Genomic DNA, 17,840 nt, shown 5'->3' with positions numbered 1-17,840 from the left:
ACAGATATTTCCGTGATGATTATCGACGACCACGAGGTGGTCCGCCGCGGCATCGCTGAGGTGGTCGATCGCGCCGACGGGCTCGCCGTCGTGGCCGAGGCCGGCTCGGTGGCGGAGGCCGTGCGCCGCGCCACGCTGATGACGCCCCAGGTGGCGCTGGTGGACCTGCGCCTGCCCGACGGCACCGGCATCGATATCATCCGCGAATTTCGTGAGGTCGTCCCGAACACGAAGTCGATCGTCCTGACCTCGTTTGATGATGACGACGCGCTCGCCGAGGCGCTTGACGCCGGCGCGAAGGCCTACCTGCTGAAGTCGGTGCGTGGGGCGGAGATCACGGAGGTTATCAAGGCGGTGGCGGCCGGCCGCGTGCTGCTCGACGAGCGGACGGTGACCCGGCGCCGCGCCGACCATGCCGACCCCACTGCACACCTGACACCCTCCGAGCGCAAGGTGCTCGACCTCATCGGCGACGGCCTGTCAAACCGCGAAATCGGCGACAAGCTGGGGGTGGCCGAGAAAACGGTGAAGAACCACATCACCTCTCTCCTGTCGAAGATGGGCATGCAGCGCCGCACGCAGGTGGCGGCGTGGGTGGCCGGCCAGCGTGCCATGGGCTGGCGCAACCAGAACGGCTAATTAGCGCAACTGGGCCCTCCACACGAGAAGGGTGCCGCTGTGCCCGTCCCCACGCGGTTCGATGGAGAACGAGCCTTGGTGGCGGCGCGCCCGGGCGGCCAGGTTGGACAGGCCGGAGCGGCGGGCCAGGCTTTGTTCGATGCCGGCGCCATCGTCGAGCACGCGTATCACGATCTCGTCTGGCGTGGCATCCACGGTGACCGACATGGAGGAGGCCTTGGCATGCCGGGCTGCGTTGGACAGGCCTTCGCGGACCACAGCCACAACATCGTCGGAGATGTCGGAGCCCACCGCGTCGTCGATGAGGTGGTAGTCGGTTTCGGCGACGTCGGCGCCGTTCCAGGTGAGGAGGAGCGAGGGTGCGAAGCCGAGCGACTGGCGGGCCACGGAGGTTTCGTGCTGGAGGCGGGAGACGATCGCGGCGGACGATCCCTCGTCGCGTAGCGAGTGGACGATCTGGCGGATTTGCTTGACTGAGTCGTCGATGGCGGAGATCGCGGCATCGAGCGCTCCGGTCACGCGTTCGCCCAGCCCGCGCGAGCTCATCTCCTCGCGGATCGCGGTGATGTGCATGCCGGAGGCGAAGAGTTGCTGGATGGCGAGGTCGTGCAGGTCGCGTGAGATGCGAGCGCGCTCGTCGAGCTCGGCGGCCATCGCCTGGGCCTGGCGGGCTTCGGCTAGCCTGATCGCGATCGTGGCCTGCTTGGCGACCGACTCGGCCATCGTGAGGTCGTGCAGGTTGAACTCGCCGGTGTTGGGGTAGCGCAGTAGCAGGATGACGCCCAGGCCCATGCCCTGGGAGATGAGCGGACTATAGAGCGCGGAGCCGAACTGGCGCAGCTCGGGCACGCGGATCGTGCGCACGCGCTGCATGGAATCCACCACCACGCCCGACTGCTCGCGGATGACCGTGCGCGCCCGGCCCTCCTTGGGGAAGGGCAGTCCGACGAGTTCGTGGACGCGGGCCGGGTCGTCGGCGTCGACGATCTCGGAGATCCAGGAATCTTGGATGGAGGGCAGGATGATCATGGCGACGTCGGCGCGGGCGGCGATGCGCATTTCGTGGGCGATGACCTCGAGTGCCTCGTCCTCGTCCGTGCCTTCGAGCAGGGAGGACACGATGTGCTGGGAGGCGGTGAGCCACCGGGCGCGGTTCTGCGACTCGGCATACAGCAACGAGTTGACCACGGAGATCTCGGTGGCCTTGACCAGTAGGTGGACGAGTTCGCCGTCGTCGTCGGTAAAGGGGCTGGCCTTGTCCGAGAGGGAGAGGCGGCCCCACACCTGCTCGTTGACCGTGATAGCCACGCCCAGGAAGTTCTTCATCGCCGGGTGGTTCGGCGGGAGGGTGCCGGCGGCGTAGGCGGAGATGTCGTTGATGATGAGGTAGGAGTCGAGTGGGATGTCGTTGAACACGCCGTGGTCGATGGGCGGGTGTTCGGTCACCACTTCGGGCCCGCGTGGCATACCTTGCTGGATGAACTGGATGGTGTCGCCGTGGGAGTCGAGCACGCTGACGGCCCCGAATTCGGCGCCCGTGAGCTCGCACGCGGTCTGGACGAGGGCGCGCGAGACCTCGGTGCGGTCCAGCGAGCGAGCGATCGTGAGGATGTGGCGCGAAAACTCAGAAATCTGCTCTGAGGCCTGCATTGGCTTCCTTCCCGGCTTGGGGCTTTGGAAATACTCTACCTATTCCTGGGCGAGTGACCACTCGTAGTCGGGCATCTGGGCAGCGAGCTCGGCGTGGGTTCCGCGCGCGACGACGCCGACCTGGCTGCTCTCGCTACCATCGCCCCCGACGCGTCCGAGCATGATGACCTCGTCCGCGGCGTCGAGCGGGGTGAGGCGGTGGGTGACGAGCACGACGCCGCGGCGCGCGTTGCGTACGGCGAGCAGGTCGCGGATGAGCTCGTCGGCGGTGGCGGGGTCGAGGTGTTCGCCGGGTTCGTCGAGGAGCATGAAGGTGGCCGAGCCGGCGAGTGCGCGGGCGAGGAGGAGGCGGCGGCGCTCGCCGCCGGAGATGGACGTGGCGTTGGAGCCGAGCAAGGTGTCGACGCCGTCCGGCAACTGGGCGAGCCACTCGGCCAGGCCTGCCTGGGCCAGCAGATTCTCAGCTTCGTCGGGAGTGACGCTCGCGCGGGCCACGCGCAGGTTTTCGAGCACGGAGGTTTCGAAGATGTGGGCGTCCTCGGCGGTTAGCGACAGCTGGGCGGAGATCTCGGTGCGGTCGATGCGCCAGGCGTCGCGCCCGGAAAGTGTGACCGCGCCGCCCTGCGGGGCGAGCATGCCGGCTAGCGTGTAGAGGAGCGTGGACTTGCCGATCCCGGAGGGGCCGACGATCGCGATGGTCTTGCCCGGGGTGAGCTCGAGATCGATCGGCCCGGCGATGGTGGGCCCGCCTGGCCAGCCGATGCGCAGGCCGCGGGCGATGAGCCCCGAGCCGTCGCCTGGCCGCTCGTCGGGTTCGGGCTTGGCGTGGGATTCGGCGGCGTCCAGCAGGTCGACGATCCGTTTCGCCGCCGACGCCGATCGCACCAGTTGTGTGGCGGCATCCCCAAGCCGGGCGGTCGCCTCGAAGGCGGACAGCGGCACGAGCGTGCAGACCACCAGCTCGATTCCGGTCAGGTCGCCGGCCGCCATCTGGAACGTGCCGACGAGGAGGGCGGCGACGACTGCGAGGCCCATGGCGAGCGTGTCGAGCGCATGGGAGAGGGCTGCTGGGCGGGCAGAGGAGTCGCGGTGGGAGGCGATGCGAGCCTCAGTTTGGGCCAGCTGTTCCTCCATCTGGGCCATGCGCCCGGAAATGCGCAGGTCGGAGGCCGATTCGAGCATGGTGAGAGCCTGGGCGTTGAGCTCGGCGCGGTGGCGGATCTGCGCCTCCTGGTCCGCGCGGGCGCCGCGGGCCGCAATCGAGGGGGCCACAGCGCCGGAGAGCAGCAGGCAGGCGAGCAGGACGAGCGCGATGAGCGGGGAGAGGAAGCCGACAATCGCCAATGACAGCACGGAGACGACGATCGCCACCGCCGCCGGCAGCATCGACTTGATGACCACGTTGCCGATCTCGTCCACGTCCGCACCCGTGCGGGCCAGCAGGTCGCCGCGCTTGACGGAGGTGACCACGTCGGTGGTCGAGCCTGCCATCGTCGAATACACGCGCGAGCGCAGGTTCGCCATGCCGTAGAGGGCCACCCAGTGGGAGGCGATGCGCTCGAGGTAGCGGAAGATCGCCTTGCCCACGCCGAATAGGCGCACGGCCGTAGACGCCACCGACAGGTCGAGCACCGGGGGCAGTTCGGCCGCGCGGGCGATGAGCCACGCCGACGTGGCGCCAAGCGACACGCCCGAGCCGATCGCGCCTGAACCCGCGGCAACGGACCATGCGAAGGTCTTCTTGTTGTAGTCGAGCATGCCGATCGCGCGGCGAAGCGCCTTGCGCTCATCCCTATCGATCATCGCTGGCCTCCTTCTGCGGCGTTCGCGGGGTGCTGTCCGACCCCGCGGCGGTGGAGCCCGCGCCGGGCGCGCCGGTACTCGTGCGGTGGCCGGAGGGATCGGCGTCGCGCCAATGGCGCGGGATGGCGTAGTCGGCTCGTTGAGCTCGGACGTACGCGGCGTACTCGGCCGACTCGCGCAGGGCGGCGGACTCGCGGACTTCGGCGCTGATGTCGCGCGTGGAGGCGACGACGTCGATCACGTGGTCGGCCAGCTCGGTGATGGCCTGGCGGTGGGCGATGACAATAACGGTGTGCCCGGCGGCCTTGAGGGAGGTGACGACGTTTGAGACGTATTCCTCGCTCATCGCGTCGAGGTGGGCGGAGGGCTCGTCGAGAATGATGATCTTGCGCGAGGAGGTCAGCGCCCGGGTGAGGGCCAGGCGCTGGCGCTGGCCCACCGACAGGCCGGTGCCGCCGTGTCCCAGGACTGTCTGCCAGCCGCCCGAGAGTGTGGCGACGACGTCGTCGAAACCGGTAAGCGTTGCGGCCTCGGTGGCGATCCCGCCCACGTTCTCAGCCACGGTGCCGGGCACGATGACGGGACGCTGGGGCACCCAGGAGATGTGGGCCCACCAGGCTTCGCGGTCGATGTCGGAAAGCGGCGTGCCACCCACGGTGACGCGGCCGGCGTCGGGAGAAAGCAGGCCGAGAAGGACGTTCACGGCCGTCGTCTTACCCGAACCTGAGGGACCGCGCAGCACCGTGATCTCGCCGGGCTGGATCGTGCAGCTGAGCTCTGCCGGCGCCACGGTGGCGCGGCCGGGGGCGAAGACGGAGACGCCCTCGAAGCGGATCTCGGCCCTCTCGAGGTCGGGCACAGGCGCGGTGCCGGCGTGCTCAGAAAGCGGCAGGTCGAGGATCGTGAACGCGCCTTCGGCAGCGGTCACGCCGTTGGCCGAGGCGTGGAACTGGGTGCCCACCTCACGTAGGGGCTTGAGGATCTCCGGGGTGAGCATGATCGCGATGAGGCCAATCTGGAGCGGCACCGAGCCGTCTACCATCCGCAGGCCGATGTTGACGGCCACGAGCGCGGTGGTGAGCGTGGTGAGGAACTCGAGGGCGGCGCCGGAGAGGAAGGCCACGTACAGGGTCTGCATCGTCTTTTCAGCGAAGCGGTAGCCGAGCGACTTCACGCGCTTTTCCGGCCCGTGCTCGCGGCCGAGGCCCTTGATTGTGGCCAAGCCGGCGAGGAGGTCGAGCAGCTGGGAGGACAGGTCCTGCATGGCGGCCAGGCGCTCGTTCGAATAGCGCGAGGTCATCTTGCCGATGAGGATCATGAAGACCGGCACCAGCGGAATGCAAAAGACCACGAAGAGGGCCGAGATCCAGTCGAAGTAGAACAGGAGGACGATGAGCGCCGGCATGGCCGTGACTGACAGAAAGAGCTGGGGGAGGAACTGGACGAAGTAGGCCTCCAGGTCGTCCAGGCCGCGCGTGACCAGCGTGACCGTGTCTGTGGTGTTGCCGCTGAGCCACCTGTCCCCAAGGGAGGCCGCCTTACGTAGCACCTTCCCACGCAGGTCCGCGATCACGTTCACGGCCGAGCGGTGCCCGTACGCGTCACGCACGTACGCCAGCGCGAAGCGCGCCACGACGACGACGCCGAGCCACGCCACCCGCCCCAGCACGCCGGCGGGGGTAGCCGTCCCGTAGAACACGGGGGAGACGGCATAGGCGATGAGCACGATCTGGGCCGCGATGAGGGCCGCGTCGATCACGCCGAGGGCCACGAGGAAGGCGATGTACCTCTTGGTCTGGCCGGCGTAGGTGAGCAGGCGTGGGTCGAGTGGTTTCACGGAACCTCCATTTCAGATCAAGTCTAGATTCTGTGCCGGGCTAATGCGAAAGCTGGTGCGCGCCTGGCGTTGCGGTGAAGGTGGGCCGGGCGGGTGCAGATACGGCGAGGGGGCGTGCGATCATCGCACGCCCCCTCGCCGGTGGCAGCTTAGGCGTTGGCGAAAGCACGCACCTTCTTCGGGTCAAGACCCGCGGGCTCGTCGGAGATGTGCTCCACTCCGAGGCGGCCTGCGAAGGACTTGTACGACCAGGCGGTGTAGCCCAGCACGATCGGGACGAACACAATCGCCGCGATGAGCATGACCGTCTGAGTGGGCGAGGTGGCCGAGGCCTGGACCAGGGTCAGGTCATAGGCCGGGTCAACCGAGGACTTCAGCGCGTTGGCACCGAAGGTGGAGAACACCCACACCACCGCGAAGGCCAGGCCGGCGAAGGAGAAGAGGAACGCCTGGACGTCCTTGCCCTTCTGGATCACCAGCGTGGAGGCGATGAGCGCAACTGCGGCCAGCACCAGCGGGATGAAGCCCCATGCCTGCCCGCGGTAGGCGAACTGGCCCCAGACCGCCCAGATGGCTGTCAGGCCCGTGGAGGCCAGCGACAGCTTCTTGGCCAGCGCGATCGCGCGCTCGGAGAAGTCACCCTTGGTCTTGATTGCCAGCCACAGCGCGCCGTGCGTGAGGAAGAGCAGAACGAAGACCACGCCACCCACCAGGGTGAAGGGGGTGAACAGGGAGACGAATCCGCCGGTGAGGAAGTGGCGGTCGCCAGCGGCGAGGGCGGCGTCGATCGCGGCCGGATCGGCCGGGACGAACTGGCCACCGAGCTCGGTGTAGTGGCCCACCTGGATCTTCGTGCCCTGCACGAGGTTGGCGAAGGCCACGCCCCAGATCAGGGTGACCACCCAGGCCACGCCCAGGTGGAGGTTATCCCACAGGTTGCGCCAGGAATCGGAGCTGATCTTCCCGCGCCACTCGATGGCCGAGATGCGGATGATGAGGCAGATGAGGATGGCCACGAGGGCCAGGTACATGCCGGAGAACATCGTGGCGTACCACTCGGGGAACGCGGCGAAGGTGGCGCCGCCGGCGGTGAGAAGAAAGACCTCGTTGCCGTCCCAGTGGGGGCCGATGGTGTTGAGGGCGAGGCGGCGCTCCTTTTCGTTGCGGGGCAGGATCTTCAAAAGCATGCCCGTGCCGAAGCCGAAGCCTTCGAGCGTGAGGTAGCCGATCCAGAGAACCGCGAGGAGTGCGAACCAGATAATCTGCAGTGCTGAAAGTTCCACAGTTCCTCCTTAGTAAGCGAAGCTGAGCTTCGTGTCCTCGGTGACGCCCGTGGTGTGGGCCTGCTCGAGGAGAAGCTTGTCCGCCGGGTTGATGCCCTCGCGAACGTAACGGACGATGAGCTTGTACCACACCACGCCGAGCACGGCGTAGAGCAGCGTGAAGATGATCAGCGACGCCAGGACCTCGCCAGACAGGACGTTCTGTGACACGCCGTCCTGCGTGAGCAGGTGCATCATCTCCGACGGGGCGAGGTTGCCTTCGCGCTCGAAGTTGGGGTAGACCACCCACGGCTGACGGCCCATCTCGGTGAGCAGCCAGCCGAACGTGGAGGCGAGGTAGGGCAGCGGGATCGTCCACACGAACAGCTTCGCGATCGCTGGGCTGGTGATCATCTTGTCCTTACGCAGGAGGAACAGGCCCAGGAGCGACAAGCCGAAGGAGGCAAATCCGAGGCCCATCATCGCGCGGAAGGAGTAGAAGGAGACGAACTCGTTCGGGATGTAGTTCACGTCCGTGCCGTAGATGTCTCCAAAGGCTTCGGTGAAGGTCTGCTGGATCTCATCCGTGCCGATCAGCTTGGATTCGGGGCCGGAGAAGTGGTTGGTAACCATGAAGGACTCAAGGCCGGGCAGGATCGGCAGGGAGATGATCGTGTCCTCGTTCGCCTCGGTGCCGAGCATGGCGAGCGCCAGGTCGTGCTGTTCGCCCGTCTCGTAGATGCCCATGGCGGCGATCATCTTGGTGGGCTGGACCTCGTAGATGTGCTGGCCCATGAAGTGGCCAGAGCCGATCGCGAGGATGCCGGCAAGCGCCAAGGTCTTGAGGCCGAACTGCGCGGCCGGCTTCCAGAACTCGCGGGCCTCGACCTCGTTGTTGGTGCGCAGCGCGCGCACGATCCACCAGATCGACACGCCCGAGATCATCGCGCCGGCCACCATGAGGGAAGCGGAGATCGTGTGCAAGAGCGCGTAGAGCGTGGTGGGCGAGAAGATTACTTCGAGGAAGCCCGACATGCCGTCAAGTTCGGCGCGTCCGGTTTCCGGGTTGAACACGGCGCCCGTGGGGTTCTGCATGAAGGAGTTCGCCGCGAGGATGAAGAATGCGGAGATGTTCGTGCCAAGTGCCACCATCCAGATGGCCACCGTGTGTGCCTTGGGGGAGATGCGGCCGCGGCCGAAGATCCACACGCCGAGGAAGACGGACTCCAGGAAGAAGGCCAGCAGGGCCTCGAACGCGAGCGGCGCGCCGAAGATGTCACCCACGTAGCGCGAGTACTCCGACCAGGTCAGTCCGAACTGGAACTCCTGGACGATGCCCGTGGCTACGCCGAGCGCGAAGTTAATAAGGAGGAGCTTGCCGAAGAATTCGGACATGCGCAGGTACTTCGTGTCACCGCTGCGCAGCCACCTGGTCTGCATGATTGCCACGAGTGGCGAGAGCCCGATCGTGAGAGGTACCAGGATGAAGTGGTACACGGTCGTGATCGCGAACTGCCACCGTGAAAGGTCTAAGACATCCACCGAAGTCGCCTTTCTTTGCCGGGCCGTGCTAGCCCTGTGTGTTCGATGCTGTGGGCGAACATCGCTGCAGGCCCACGCGTGTTCCCTGAGTTTATCGCACACCTCCACACAAATGCGTCGCAAACTCGGAATGGATCCAAAGTGCTTCGCGAAATCGCTTGTGCCGCTTGCGGGCGGGCCTTTCGCCTTAGGACGTTCGTCCCGAACCGTCGTCGTTGGGCGCTCACCAGATCGCAGCTCAGCACAAGCGCACAAGAAATGTGTAACAATAGGAGCGGATCGGGTGTGTATCCACCCGAAGAGCGAGCTTCGTGCGCCGCAGTTGCGTGCAGCCGGGCGAGCTCGTCAGATAAGCTTCCGCGGCCCTCGCCGCGACCAGACTCCATAAGGCGTGGATGCACACGGCCTTGCTAGGAGATACCTATGGCAGACGATGCCAACGAACGCGCAAACGTTGCGCCCATGACCACCCTCCTTTTCCAGGAGCCCGACATGACCCGGGCCGTCCGTTCTCGCCGCCGCCGCGACGACGACGCCGAAGCACCGGCCGCGCATTCGGGCGCGGAGGCGAACTCGGACAGCTCAGAGGAGTCCACGAAGAGCCGCAGCCGGCGTGGCCGCCGCGGCGGGCGCAAGTCGGCGGACGAGGCGCAGGCTGGCAACGAGTCGGCTGAGAAGTCGGCCGAGAAGTCGCAGGAGACGGGCGAGGAGGCGCCGCCGAAGCGCTCGCGCCGCCAGAAGTCCGACGGCAACGCCAAGGCCAACCAGCGAAGCGCCAAGGATAAGGACAAGGACGAGGCCGAGCAGCCCAAGGAGGCCGCCGCCGAATCTGACGCTGAGGATGCCGAGGAGGAGTCGGAGTCGTCGACAACCGTGCGCCGGCGCCGTCGTCGGCGCAGCACCGAGGAGGCCGACGACGGGGTGACCGCCCCGAAGGGTTCCACCCGCCTGGAGGCGAAGAAGCGCCGCCGGAAGGAGGGGCGCCGGGCAGGGCGTCGTCGGACGTCGATCTCGGAGTCGGAGTACCTGGCGCGCCGCGAGGCGGTAGACCGGACGATGCTCGTGCGCGAGCAGGACGGCCTCAACCAGATCGCGGTGCTGGAGGACGGGGTGCTGGTCGAGCACTACGTGGCACGCCACACGCAGACCTCGATGGTCGGCAACGTCTACCTTGGCCGCGTGCAGAACGTACTGCCCTCGATGGAGGCCGCGTTCGTTGACATCGGCAAGGGCCGCAACGCCGTGCTTTATGCGGGCGAGGTCAACTGGGACGCCGTGGGTATGAACGGCAAGCCGCGCAAGATCGAGGACGCGCTTAAGAGCGGCGACACGGTGCTCGTGCAGGTCACGAAGGACCCGATCGGCCACAAGGGCGCGCGCCTGACCGGCCAGATCACGCTGGCCGGACGCCACCTCGTGCTCGTGCCGGACGGGTCGATGACCGGCATCTCACGCAAGCTGCCGGAGAAGGAGCGCACGCGCCTGAAGGACATCCTCAAGCGCGTGGTGCCCGCCGAGCACGGCGTCATCGTCCGCACGGCCGCCGAGGGCGCTACCGAGGAGCAGATCCAGAGCGACGTCGACCGGCTGGTCAAGGCCTGGGCGGACATTCAGGCCAAGTCCAAGTCCACGAAGAACGCCCCCTCCATGCTCAAGAGCGAGCCGGAGCTGGCCGTGCGCGTGGTGCGTGACATCTTTAATGAGGACTTCAAGGAGCTCAAGGTTTCGGGTGATGAGGCGTGGCAGACGATCCACGATTACGTGGCCGAGCTGTCGCCGGAGCTGGTGGACCGCCTCGAGCACTGGACGAGTGAGAAGGACATTTTTGCAGCCTCCCGCGTGGACGAGCAGCTGTCCAAGGCATTCGACCGCAAGGTTTTCCTGCCGTCGGGCGGGTCTCTCATCATTGAGCGTACGGAGGCCATGACGGTGATCGACGTCAACACCGGAAAGTTCACCGGCGCGGGCGGCTCGCTCGAAGAGACAGTGACGCGCAACAACCTCGAGGCCGCGGAGGAGATCGTGCGCCAGCTGCGCCTGCGTGACATCGGCGGCATCATCGTCATCGACTTCATCGACATGGTCCTCGAAGAGAATCGCGACCTGGTGCTACGCCGCCTGGTGGAGTGCCTGGGGCGCGACCGCACCCGCCACCAGGTGGCCGAGGTGACCTCGCTCGGGCTCGTGCAGATGACCCGCAAGCGCGTGGGTCAGGGCCTCGTGGAGGCCTTTTCCACCACGTGCGAGTGCTGCGACGGGCGCGGGTACATCACCCATGAGCACCCCGTCGAGCGCGGCGAGACCGAGGCTCAGAACCCCCGGACGAACCCGCGCCGCCAGCAGCAGCCGGCCGCGCCGGTTGCCGCGGAGGAAGACCCGAAGCACGACGAGGTCCGCGCGGCACTTGCCAACATCGCGGCCGCTGCGTCGTCCAAGCACGAGTCGGAGGAGGCCCCAGCCGAACAGGCGGGGGAGTCTGAGGACAAGTCGAAGAGCTCGCGTCGCAGCTCCGGCCGACGCCGGTCGGGCGGCTCGCGTGGGAAGACGGTTGAGAAGACGGCCGGCGAAGTGGCGGCGGCCGAGAAGTCGGGCGGCGAGAAGGCGGAGGCAGCGGCTGAGAAGCCCGCGGCCAAGGCTGCGCGGCCCGCGCGGAAGGCGCCCGCAAAGACTGAGACCAAGGCTGATGCGCCGGCAGAAACCGGAGCCGAGGCCGAGCCGAAGAGGCAGAGGCGCCGCAGGGTGTCGTCGTCGGGAACGATCACGCCGGGCTCGAACACGGCGGCGATCATGACGTTCCCCGCCAAGGGCGAGGCGGAGAAGTAGGTTCGGCGGGCGCGACACGCCACGGGAATGTGGTGATCGTCGCGCCCGGCGGACTTGTTCCGGCTTGGGCTTGCCAGTAAACTTGTAACTCGGCGCATTGAGCGCACCAATTTTTCAAGAGCACGGAGACGTGCACCAATCGACAGAGATGAGCTGAACGTGGTTTACGCGATTGTGAAGACAGGCGGCCGCCAGGAGAAGGTGTCCGTCGGGTCCATCGTGGTTACGAACAGGATTGACGGCGAAGCTGGCGACAAGGTCGAGCTTGAGCCGATCATGCTCGTCGACGGTGACAAGATCACCACCGCTGCCGATGGCATTTCCGCCAAGGTGACCGCCGAAATCGTTCGTGACGAGAAGGGCCCGAAGATTTCGATCGTCAAGTACAAGAACAAGACGGGTTACCGTAAGCGTCAGGGTCACCGCCAGCCGCTGACCCGCCTCAAGGTCCTTGAGATCGCTTAGATTCGGCACCAGGTACGAGCTTTTAGAAAGGTCTAGAGATGGCAACTAAGAAGGGCGCGAGTTCTACTAAGAACGGTCGCGATTCCAATGCGCAGCGACTCGGCATCAAGCGCTTCGGCGGTCAGGCCGTGAACGCGGGCGAGATCCTCGTGCGCCAGCGCGGTACCAAGTACCACCCGGGTGCCAACGTCGGCCGCGGTAAGGACGACACCCTGTTCGCGCTCGAGTCGGGCGTTGTCGAGTTCGGTGTCAAGCGCAACCGCAAGACGGTCAGCGTGATGGCGCAGGCGTAAGCGCAAGTTTTTAGAATTGGGGTGGAGGGCCTAGCCTTCCACCCCTTTCTGCAGTTTTTTGGCAGTTGGAGGCGGGATTCATGGCAAGTTTTGTGGACCGAGTGACCCTGCATATTACGGCGGGTAAGGGCGGCAACGGCGCGACGTCGGTGCGCCGGGAGAAGTTCAAGCCGCTGGGCGGGCCCGACGGGGCGAACGGCGGGCACGGCGGCGACGTGATCCTGCGCGTGTCCGCCCAGGAATCCACCCTGCTGTTGCTGCATCATTCCCCGCATCTTAAGGCCGAAAACGGCAAGCCTGGCGAGGGCGACATGCGCCACGGCAAGCGCGGGGAGGACCTTGTGGTGGCGGTTCCGTCCGGCACGGTGGTCAAGGACGAAGATGGCAACATCCTGGCTGACCTCGTGGGGGAGGGCGAGGAGTTCCTGGCCGCGTTGGGTGGCTACGGCGGGCTTGGCAACGCCGCGCTGGCGTCCCCGAAGAGGAAGGCGCCCGGGTTTGCGCTGCTGGGCGAGGATGGGGAGGAGCGCACGCTCATCCTTGAGCTGAAGTCGGTGGCGGATGTGGCGCTGGTGGGTTTTCCGTCGGCTGGAAAATCGTCGCTCATTGCGGCGATGTCGGCCGCGCGACCGAAGATCGCCGACTACCCGTTCACCACGCTGGTGCCGAACCTGGGCGTGGTGCAGGCCGGCGACGTGCGGTTCACGATGGCCGACGTGCCTGGGCTGATTCCCGGCGCTTCCGAGGGCAAGGGGCTTGGGCACGAGTTTCTGCGGCATATCGAGCGGTGTGCGGTCATCGCGCACGTCATTGACTGCGCGGCGTTGGAGAGCGACCGTGATCCGATCCGCGATCTGGACGTGATCGAGGCTGAGCTCGCCGCCTATGCGGACCAGATCCCGCCCATGGAAGACCGTGTGCCGCTTATGGAGCGCCCGCGCGTAGTGGTGCTGAACAAGGTAGATATGCCCGATGCGGCCGACATGGCCGACTTCGTGCGGGCCGACCTGGAGGGGCGCGGGCTGCGCGTCTTCGAGGTGTCGGCGCTGGCGCGGCGTGGGCTACGAGAGCTGGGCTTCGCGCTGGCCTCGATCGTGGAGGAGATCCGCGCGGCCGACATCGTGCCGCAGGCCAGGCCGATCATCCGCCCTGTGGCGCAGGACGAGGGCGGGTTCACCATCACCGCACACACCAAGGGCGGGCGGCCGTTCTACCAGATCCGGGGCCGCAAGCCGGAGCGGTGGGTCAACCAGACCGACTTCTCCAACGACGAGGCCGTGGGATACCTCGCCGACCGCCTCAACCTGCTCGGGGTGGAGAAGGAGCTCATGAAGATGGGCGCCAAGGAAGGCGACACGGTGGTGATTGGGCCGGTGGACGGCGGAGTCATCTTCGACTGGGAGCCCACGATTTCCACGGGTGCCGAGTTGCTCTCGCCGCGCGGTACGGACGCCCGGCTCGAGCAGAACACGCGCGCCACGCGGCGCGAGCGCAAGGCGGCCTTCCACGAGCGGATGGACGCCAAGGAGGCGGCTCGCCAGGAGCTGTGGATGGACCGCGAGAGCGGGATGTGGACGGACCCGGGCCAGGAGTAGGGCCAGCCGGGCTCCGGCGGCTGCCAGTACCCTGGGGTCCGCCGGCACAACTCGTGAACGTGAGGTCGACCGGGTGCCTATAGCAATCGTCAACCGGTATTTTCACGACTTCTGTCGGAGGAGCGGCTTAGCCGGCCGGCTGCATTATTATGCGGCGGCCAATCGCGCAACGCGTAGAAATAGTGAAGCCTCACGCGAGGAGTGCGCGTATTATTTGACGCGTTTCTTGGGAAAGACGTCCCGGCAGGGCGCCCTCAGTGCTCGCGCGAGACAGGCGCGTGGTGCCCAATGTCACAAACGAGCCGCGTACCAGCGTTTTTCGCTGAAATCTCGCGGTTTTGTTCTGTCCAGATAGTGAGCTGTGGGAGCTCAGCCGGCGGTATTGGCGCTGTTTGCTTGCTGCTCAATTGACCACGCCTAACCTACGGGGTAGTTTCAAAGTAACCACTTGAATACTCATTCAACACAAGCGGATGAATAATCATTCATGGTTGTCAGATTAGCTTCGGCTCTATGTGCGCCCGTACATGAAAGGAATGACGATGATCGCTCGAGACATTACTGCCATCCATTCCCACGTAATTATTGCGCACCACCTTATGTTCAAGTTCGCCTGGCGAATGCACTGATACACAAGAATCCACGAAAAATCTGTAGTTGACCGCAGGAGCGGTCTATTTAAGGAACATAAGAATGACTGTCGAAATCTCTGTCCCTAGCCAAGTCTCAAATCCCGCACCCGTCGACATCGATGCCACTGGCCCCGGCGCCCTCGCCACCACGTGGATTGGCGTGGATCTGTCGCTGCTCGGCGCGAGTGTCCCGGTCGGCTTCGACGACTGCATCGATTACCTGAACTTCCCCCGCCTCGCTGCGTCCGTCCGCGCCGCGCAGACCGGCGGCATCGACTTCGTTACTCTCGATTCGCGTTTCCTGACCAGCACCGACGTCGATTCGCGCGATTGTTCTCACGACGCCGTCCACGCGGCTGCTAAGCTCGCCGACGTGTCGACCGCTGGGATTTTCGCGGGGATCGAGCCGACACCTGCTGATATCGAGGTGGCCACTGCTGCGCTCGCCGCTCAGCGCGAGGGCTGGGTGGGCATCACGATGCCCCTGCACACGGACTCCGATTTCGCGGGGATTGAGAAGGCGGCCCGCAAGACGCGCCGCGCTGGCGTGAAGGTCACGGTCATCATCACGGACCCGGCTGTGTCCGCCGAGCGTGCAGCTATCGTGGCGGGGATCGCCGACGTCGTCCGGTTGCGTGTCCGCGATCCGTACGCTGCGCGTAACGCCCGTTTCGCGATCCAGGCCGCGGGCAAGGAGATCGGCAAGGATATCTTGGTGTTCATGGAGCTTGGCGTGGTGATTTCACGCTCGGTGGCGGCGGCGGAGGAGCGGGCGCTGCTGATTGAGGACATGAACGACTGCGACCTGTTCCCGGGCATCGCGTCGGTGCTCGGTACGGTCTACAACGTGGCCGACGCGATCGAATCCTATGTGGGCCTGGGCGCCGCCGATGGCGTCATCCTGGTTCCTGCCTCCCTGCCCACTGACCTGGCCTCGGTGCTCAAGGGCGTGCTGCCGCTGATTGATGCGCGCGCCAAGCTTGAGCAGCAGTAGTCAGATATTCCCCGCTTCACGTTCGACGCCGTTCTGCCAGGTGCCAGCACATTGCTCACGCGCCTGTCAGACCGGCGTCGTTAATATGAAAGCCACGGAACCTGGTGGGGGAGGCGAAGCTCCTGCTTCGCCTCCCCCACCAGGTTCCGTGGTGCATCATTGGCCCCACATACTTAGTTCTGCGCCTCCTGCTCAGCGATCTTCCGACGCACCTCATCCATGTCGAGGGCCTTGGCCTGCGTGATGAGATCTTCGAGGGCCGCCGGCGGAAGGGCGCCCGCACTTTCGTAGATGCGGATGCCGTCGCGGAAAATCATGAGAGTGGGGATCGACATGATCTGGAAGCTCTGCGCCAGCTCGCCCTCGGCCTCGGTGTCGATCTTGCCGAAGGTGATGTCGGGGTGCTGCTCGGATGCGGCCTCGAATGTGGGGCCGAACTGCTTGCACGGACCACACCACTCAGCCCAGAAGTCGAGGAGGACGGTGCCCTCGCGGACGGTATCGTTAAAGTTCTCTGCGGTCACTTCGACAGTTGCCATCGGTTTCCTTTCGTCGGGTGCGCGATGAGCACACCGGGTCGGCTATCAGCGGCTCCAACGCGTTCGCCGCAAATTTATTCCAAGGATACGGCACCCCGCCCGCGCCCGGGCTCGTTTTCCGCTCTGAGTGAGGGCGCGCCGGCCCCGCAGTCGTGACCGCGCCCGGCCGTCGGCGCCAACGCGACCCGACGCTGTCGTGAACCCGCCCGGACGCCGTCGTGAACAAGGCGAAAGTCCGCACCACCTCGACGCCCGCGGGCTGAGCTGGTTCAATTGACCTAACGGAAGGAGACGGTATGGCCGAATCGCAGAGGCTGCGTGTCGTGGAGGAGCTGCCAGATATTCCGACGCCGGCGGGGGAGCCGGGGCGTCGGCGGCGAATCGGGATCATGGGCGGCACGTTTGACCCGATCCACCACGGGCACCTCGTGGCGGCCTCGGAGGTCCAGCACTTCTATGATCTCGACGAGGTCATCTTCGTGCCCACCGGCGAACAGCCCTTCAAGAAGGACCGCAAGGTTACGCTCGCCGAACACCGCTACCTCATGACCGTGATCGCGACGGCGTCCAACCCGCGCTTTTCCGTCTCGCGTGTGGATATCGAGCGCGGCGGTGTCACCTACACGGTGGATACCCTGCGCGACCTGCAGGCTCTCCACCCCGATGCCGACCTCTACTTCATCACCGGCGCCGACGTCCTGTCCCAGATCCTCGACTGGAAAGACAACGCGGACCTGTGGGCCATGGCGCACTTCGTGGGCGTGAACCGGCCGGGGCACGTGCTGGACGTGTCGGGGTTGCCGGAGGACTCGGTGTCGCTCGTGGACATCCCAGCCATGGCCATCTCATCTACTTCTATCCGCAATCGCGCCAGCGAGGGCGTGCCCGTGTGGTATTTGGTGCCCGATGGCGTAGTGCAGTACATAAACAAGTATCATTTATATATAACGAACGAGGCCACAACGACCTCCCTCGACCCGGTGTCGATCCACGCCACCGCCGAGGGCAAGGAGGAAGAATGAGTGAGGAAACTCCACGGCTGAGTCGCCGTCAGATGCGCGAGCAGGGCCTGCTCGACGCGCCCACCGACACCCCGCCGGTTTACGACACCACGGAGCTGCGCCTTCGCCGCCCGTCGCGCAAGGAACTGCGTGAGCTGGCACAGCGCGAGGCTGGCGAGCAAGTGCCGAAGAATGTGGAGACTGGGGAGTCGGCAAATTCCGAGGATGTTGGGGAGCCTACTCAGGCGATGGAGGCCGTCAAGGCGCCGGAGCCGGTCCAGCATGAGCGCAAGTCAGTGTTTGATCGCTTCGAGGCCGCCGAGCCCGAGGAGGAGCCCGCGGCCGAAGTGGCTAAGCCGGCCGTGCCCGTGCAGGCGGCGGCCGAGGCCGAGCAGGCTGAGCCGGAGGTGGACCTGGATGACGACGAGCCCGAAGACTCCCTCCGTGACCGCTTCCTGGCGATGACCAGCCGCGGTGAGGAGGCCGGCGACGCCGCCGAGCCCGCGCACGCCACCGCCCCCGTGCCGGCCCCCGTGGCCGAGAAGACGCCCGCACCGAAGCCCGCGGTTGAGGTCGACGTCGCCGACGATCCCGCCCCCGACACCGAGGTCGAGGCCCCGCGCCGCACCTGGCTCAACTTCATCATCCTCGTCCTCATAGCCGCAATCGTCGGCTACCTCGGCGGGTCGTGGATCAACATGACCTTCCTGTCGGAGCCGATGCCCGGCGTCGTGAACGATTTTTCTGCCCTGCTGTTGTAACTGA

General features: G+C 65.9%; 14 protein-coding genes. 8 read left to right on the top strand and 6 right to left on the bottom strand.

Annotated elements, in window-relative coordinates; genetic code table 11:
- Nucleotides 1-15: 15 nt before the first annotated feature.
- A complete protein-coding gene (locus QPC17_RS05545; RefSeq protein ID WP_062613741.1) occupies nt 16-639 on the top strand; it encodes a response regulator in 624 nt (207 codons plus the stop codon).
- On the opposite strand, the gene QPC17_RS05540 is transcribed toward QPC17_RS05545, so the two are convergent.
- From QPC17_RS05540 to QPC17_RS05520, 5 genes are all read right to left on the bottom strand, one after another.
- On the bottom strand, nt 640-2,289 hold the full coding sequence (locus QPC17_RS05540; protein ID WP_285347075.1) for a GAF domain-containing sensor histidine kinase: 1,650 nt from the start codon (nt 2,287-2,289) through the stop codon (nt 640-642).
- A gap of 39 nt (nt 2,290-2,328) precedes the next feature.
- Entirely contained in the window at nt 2,329-4,092 is a 1,764-nt protein-coding gene (gene cydC, locus QPC17_RS05535) for a thiol reductant ABC exporter subunit CydC (protein ID WP_285347074.1), read from the bottom strand.
- Complete coding sequence (cydD, locus tag QPC17_RS05530) at nt 4,082-5,929, bottom strand: thiol reductant ABC exporter subunit CydD (RefSeq protein WP_276786944.1); 1,848 nt, start codon at nt 5,927-5,929, stop codon at nt 4,082-4,084. The genes cydC and cydD overlap by 11 nt, the downstream gene beginning before the upstream one ends.
- Nucleotides 5,930-6,078: 149 nt before the next feature.
- Entirely contained in the window at nt 6,079-7,212 is a 1,134-nt protein-coding gene (gene cydB, locus QPC17_RS05525) for a cytochrome d ubiquinol oxidase subunit II (RefSeq protein ID WP_062613744.1), read from the bottom strand.
- Between the two features lie 9 nt (nt 7,213-7,221).
- Nucleotides 7,222-8,733 (bottom strand): cytochrome ubiquinol oxidase subunit I, encoded by a 1,512-nt coding sequence (locus tag QPC17_RS05520; RefSeq protein ID WP_070446502.1) that lies wholly within the window; start codon nt 8,731-8,733, stop codon nt 7,222-7,224.
- A 423-nt stretch (nt 8,734-9,156) separates the two neighbouring features.
- Between QPC17_RS05520 and QPC17_RS05515 the strand changes: the two genes are divergently transcribed.
- The 5 genes from QPC17_RS05515 (at nt 9,157) to QPC17_RS05495 (ending at nt 15,535) form a co-directional block, all read left to right on the top strand.
- Entirely contained in the window at nt 9,157-11,556 is a 2,400-nt protein-coding gene (locus tag QPC17_RS05515) for an Rne/Rng family ribonuclease (protein WP_070448319.1), read from the top strand.
- A gap of 159 nt (nt 11,557-11,715) precedes the next feature.
- Nucleotides 11,716-12,021 (top strand): 50S ribosomal protein L21, encoded by a 306-nt coding sequence (gene rplU, locus QPC17_RS05510; RefSeq protein WP_062613747.1) that lies wholly within the window; start codon nt 11,716-11,718, stop codon nt 12,019-12,021.
- Between the two features lie 38 nt (nt 12,022-12,059).
- Complete coding sequence (gene rpmA / locus QPC17_RS05505; protein ID WP_062613748.1) at nt 12,060-12,314, top strand: 50S ribosomal protein L27; 255 nt, start codon at nt 12,060-12,062, stop codon at nt 12,312-12,314.
- Nucleotides 12,315-12,394: 80 nt separating this feature from the next.
- Complete coding sequence (obgE, locus tag QPC17_RS05500; protein ID WP_062613749.1) at nt 12,395-13,909, top strand: GTPase ObgE; 1,515 nt, start codon at nt 12,395-12,397, stop codon at nt 13,907-13,909.
- A 693-nt stretch (nt 13,910-14,602) separates the two neighbouring features.
- Entirely contained in the window at nt 14,603-15,535 is a 933-nt protein-coding gene (locus QPC17_RS05495; protein ID WP_285347073.1) for a hypothetical protein, read from the top strand.
- A gap of 173 nt (nt 15,536-15,708) precedes the next feature.
- Here the strand turns inward: QPC17_RS05495 and trxA are convergent, their stop codons facing one another.
- Nucleotides 15,709-16,074 (bottom strand): thioredoxin, encoded by a 366-nt coding sequence (trxA, locus tag QPC17_RS05490; RefSeq protein ID WP_062613751.1) that lies wholly within the window; start codon nt 16,072-16,074, stop codon nt 15,709-15,711.
- A gap of 389 nt (nt 16,075-16,463) precedes the next feature.
- Here trxA and nadD point away from each other — a divergent pair, with 389 nt between their 5' ends.
- Nucleotides 16,464-17,096, top strand: coding sequence for a nicotinate-nucleotide adenylyltransferase (gene nadD / locus QPC17_RS05485; RefSeq protein WP_285347531.1), 633 nt, complete (start codon nt 16,464-16,466; stop codon nt 17,094-17,096).
- Nucleotides 17,093-17,836 carry a hypothetical protein gene (locus QPC17_RS05480; protein WP_143602122.1) on the top strand — a complete coding sequence of 248 codons (744 nt, stop codon included), beginning with the start codon at nt 17,093-17,095 and terminating at the stop codon, nt 17,834-17,836. The genes nadD and QPC17_RS05480 overlap by 4 nt, the downstream gene beginning before the upstream one ends.
- Nucleotides 17,837-17,840: the final 4 nt, after the last annotated feature.

The sequence above is a fragment of the Trueperella bernardiae genome, assembly GCF_030246965.1.
Taxonomy (GTDB): domain Bacteria; phylum Actinomycetota; class Actinomycetes; order Actinomycetales; family Actinomycetaceae; genus Trueperella; species Trueperella bernardiae.
Note: the sequence above shows the minus strand (reverse complement) of the source record. Positions and strands in the feature narration are given on the sequence as shown.

Bases quoted from the DNA above. Each gene is read 5' to 3' on its own strand.
- obgE (WP_062613749.1), top strand. From the start codon at position 12,395: ATGGCAAGTTTTGTGGACCGAGTGACCCTGCATATTACGGCGGGTAAG.
- QPC17_RS05515 (WP_070448319.1), top strand. From the start codon at position 9,157: ATGGCAGACGATGCCAACGAACGCGCAAACGTTGCGCCCATGACCACC.
- trxA (WP_062613751.1), bottom strand. From the start codon at position 16,074: ATGGCAACTGTCGAAGTGACCGCAGAGAACTTTAACGATACCGTCCGC.
- QPC17_RS05540 (WP_285347075.1), bottom strand. From the start codon at position 2,289: ATGCAGGCCTCAGAGCAGATTTCTGAGTTTTCGCGCCACATCCTCACG.
- QPC17_RS05495 (WP_285347073.1), top strand. From the start codon at position 14,603: ATGACTGTCGAAATCTCTGTCCCTAGCCAAGTCTCAAATCCCGCACCC.
- nadD (WP_285347531.1), top strand. From the start codon at position 16,464: ATGGGCGGCACGTTTGACCCGATCCACCACGGGCACCTCGTGGCGGCC.
- QPC17_RS05545 (WP_062613741.1), top strand. From the start codon at position 16: ATGATTATCGACGACCACGAGGTGGTCCGCCGCGGCATCGCTGAGGTG.
- cydC (WP_285347074.1), bottom strand. From the start codon at position 4,092: ATGATCGATAGGGATGAGCGCAAGGCGCTTCGCCGCGCGATCGGCATG.
- rpmA (WP_062613748.1), top strand. From the start codon at position 12,060: ATGGCAACTAAGAAGGGCGCGAGTTCTACTAAGAACGGTCGCGATTCC.
- QPC17_RS05480 (WP_143602122.1), top strand. From the start codon at position 17,093: ATGAGTGAGGAAACTCCACGGCTGAGTCGCCGTCAGATGCGCGAGCAG.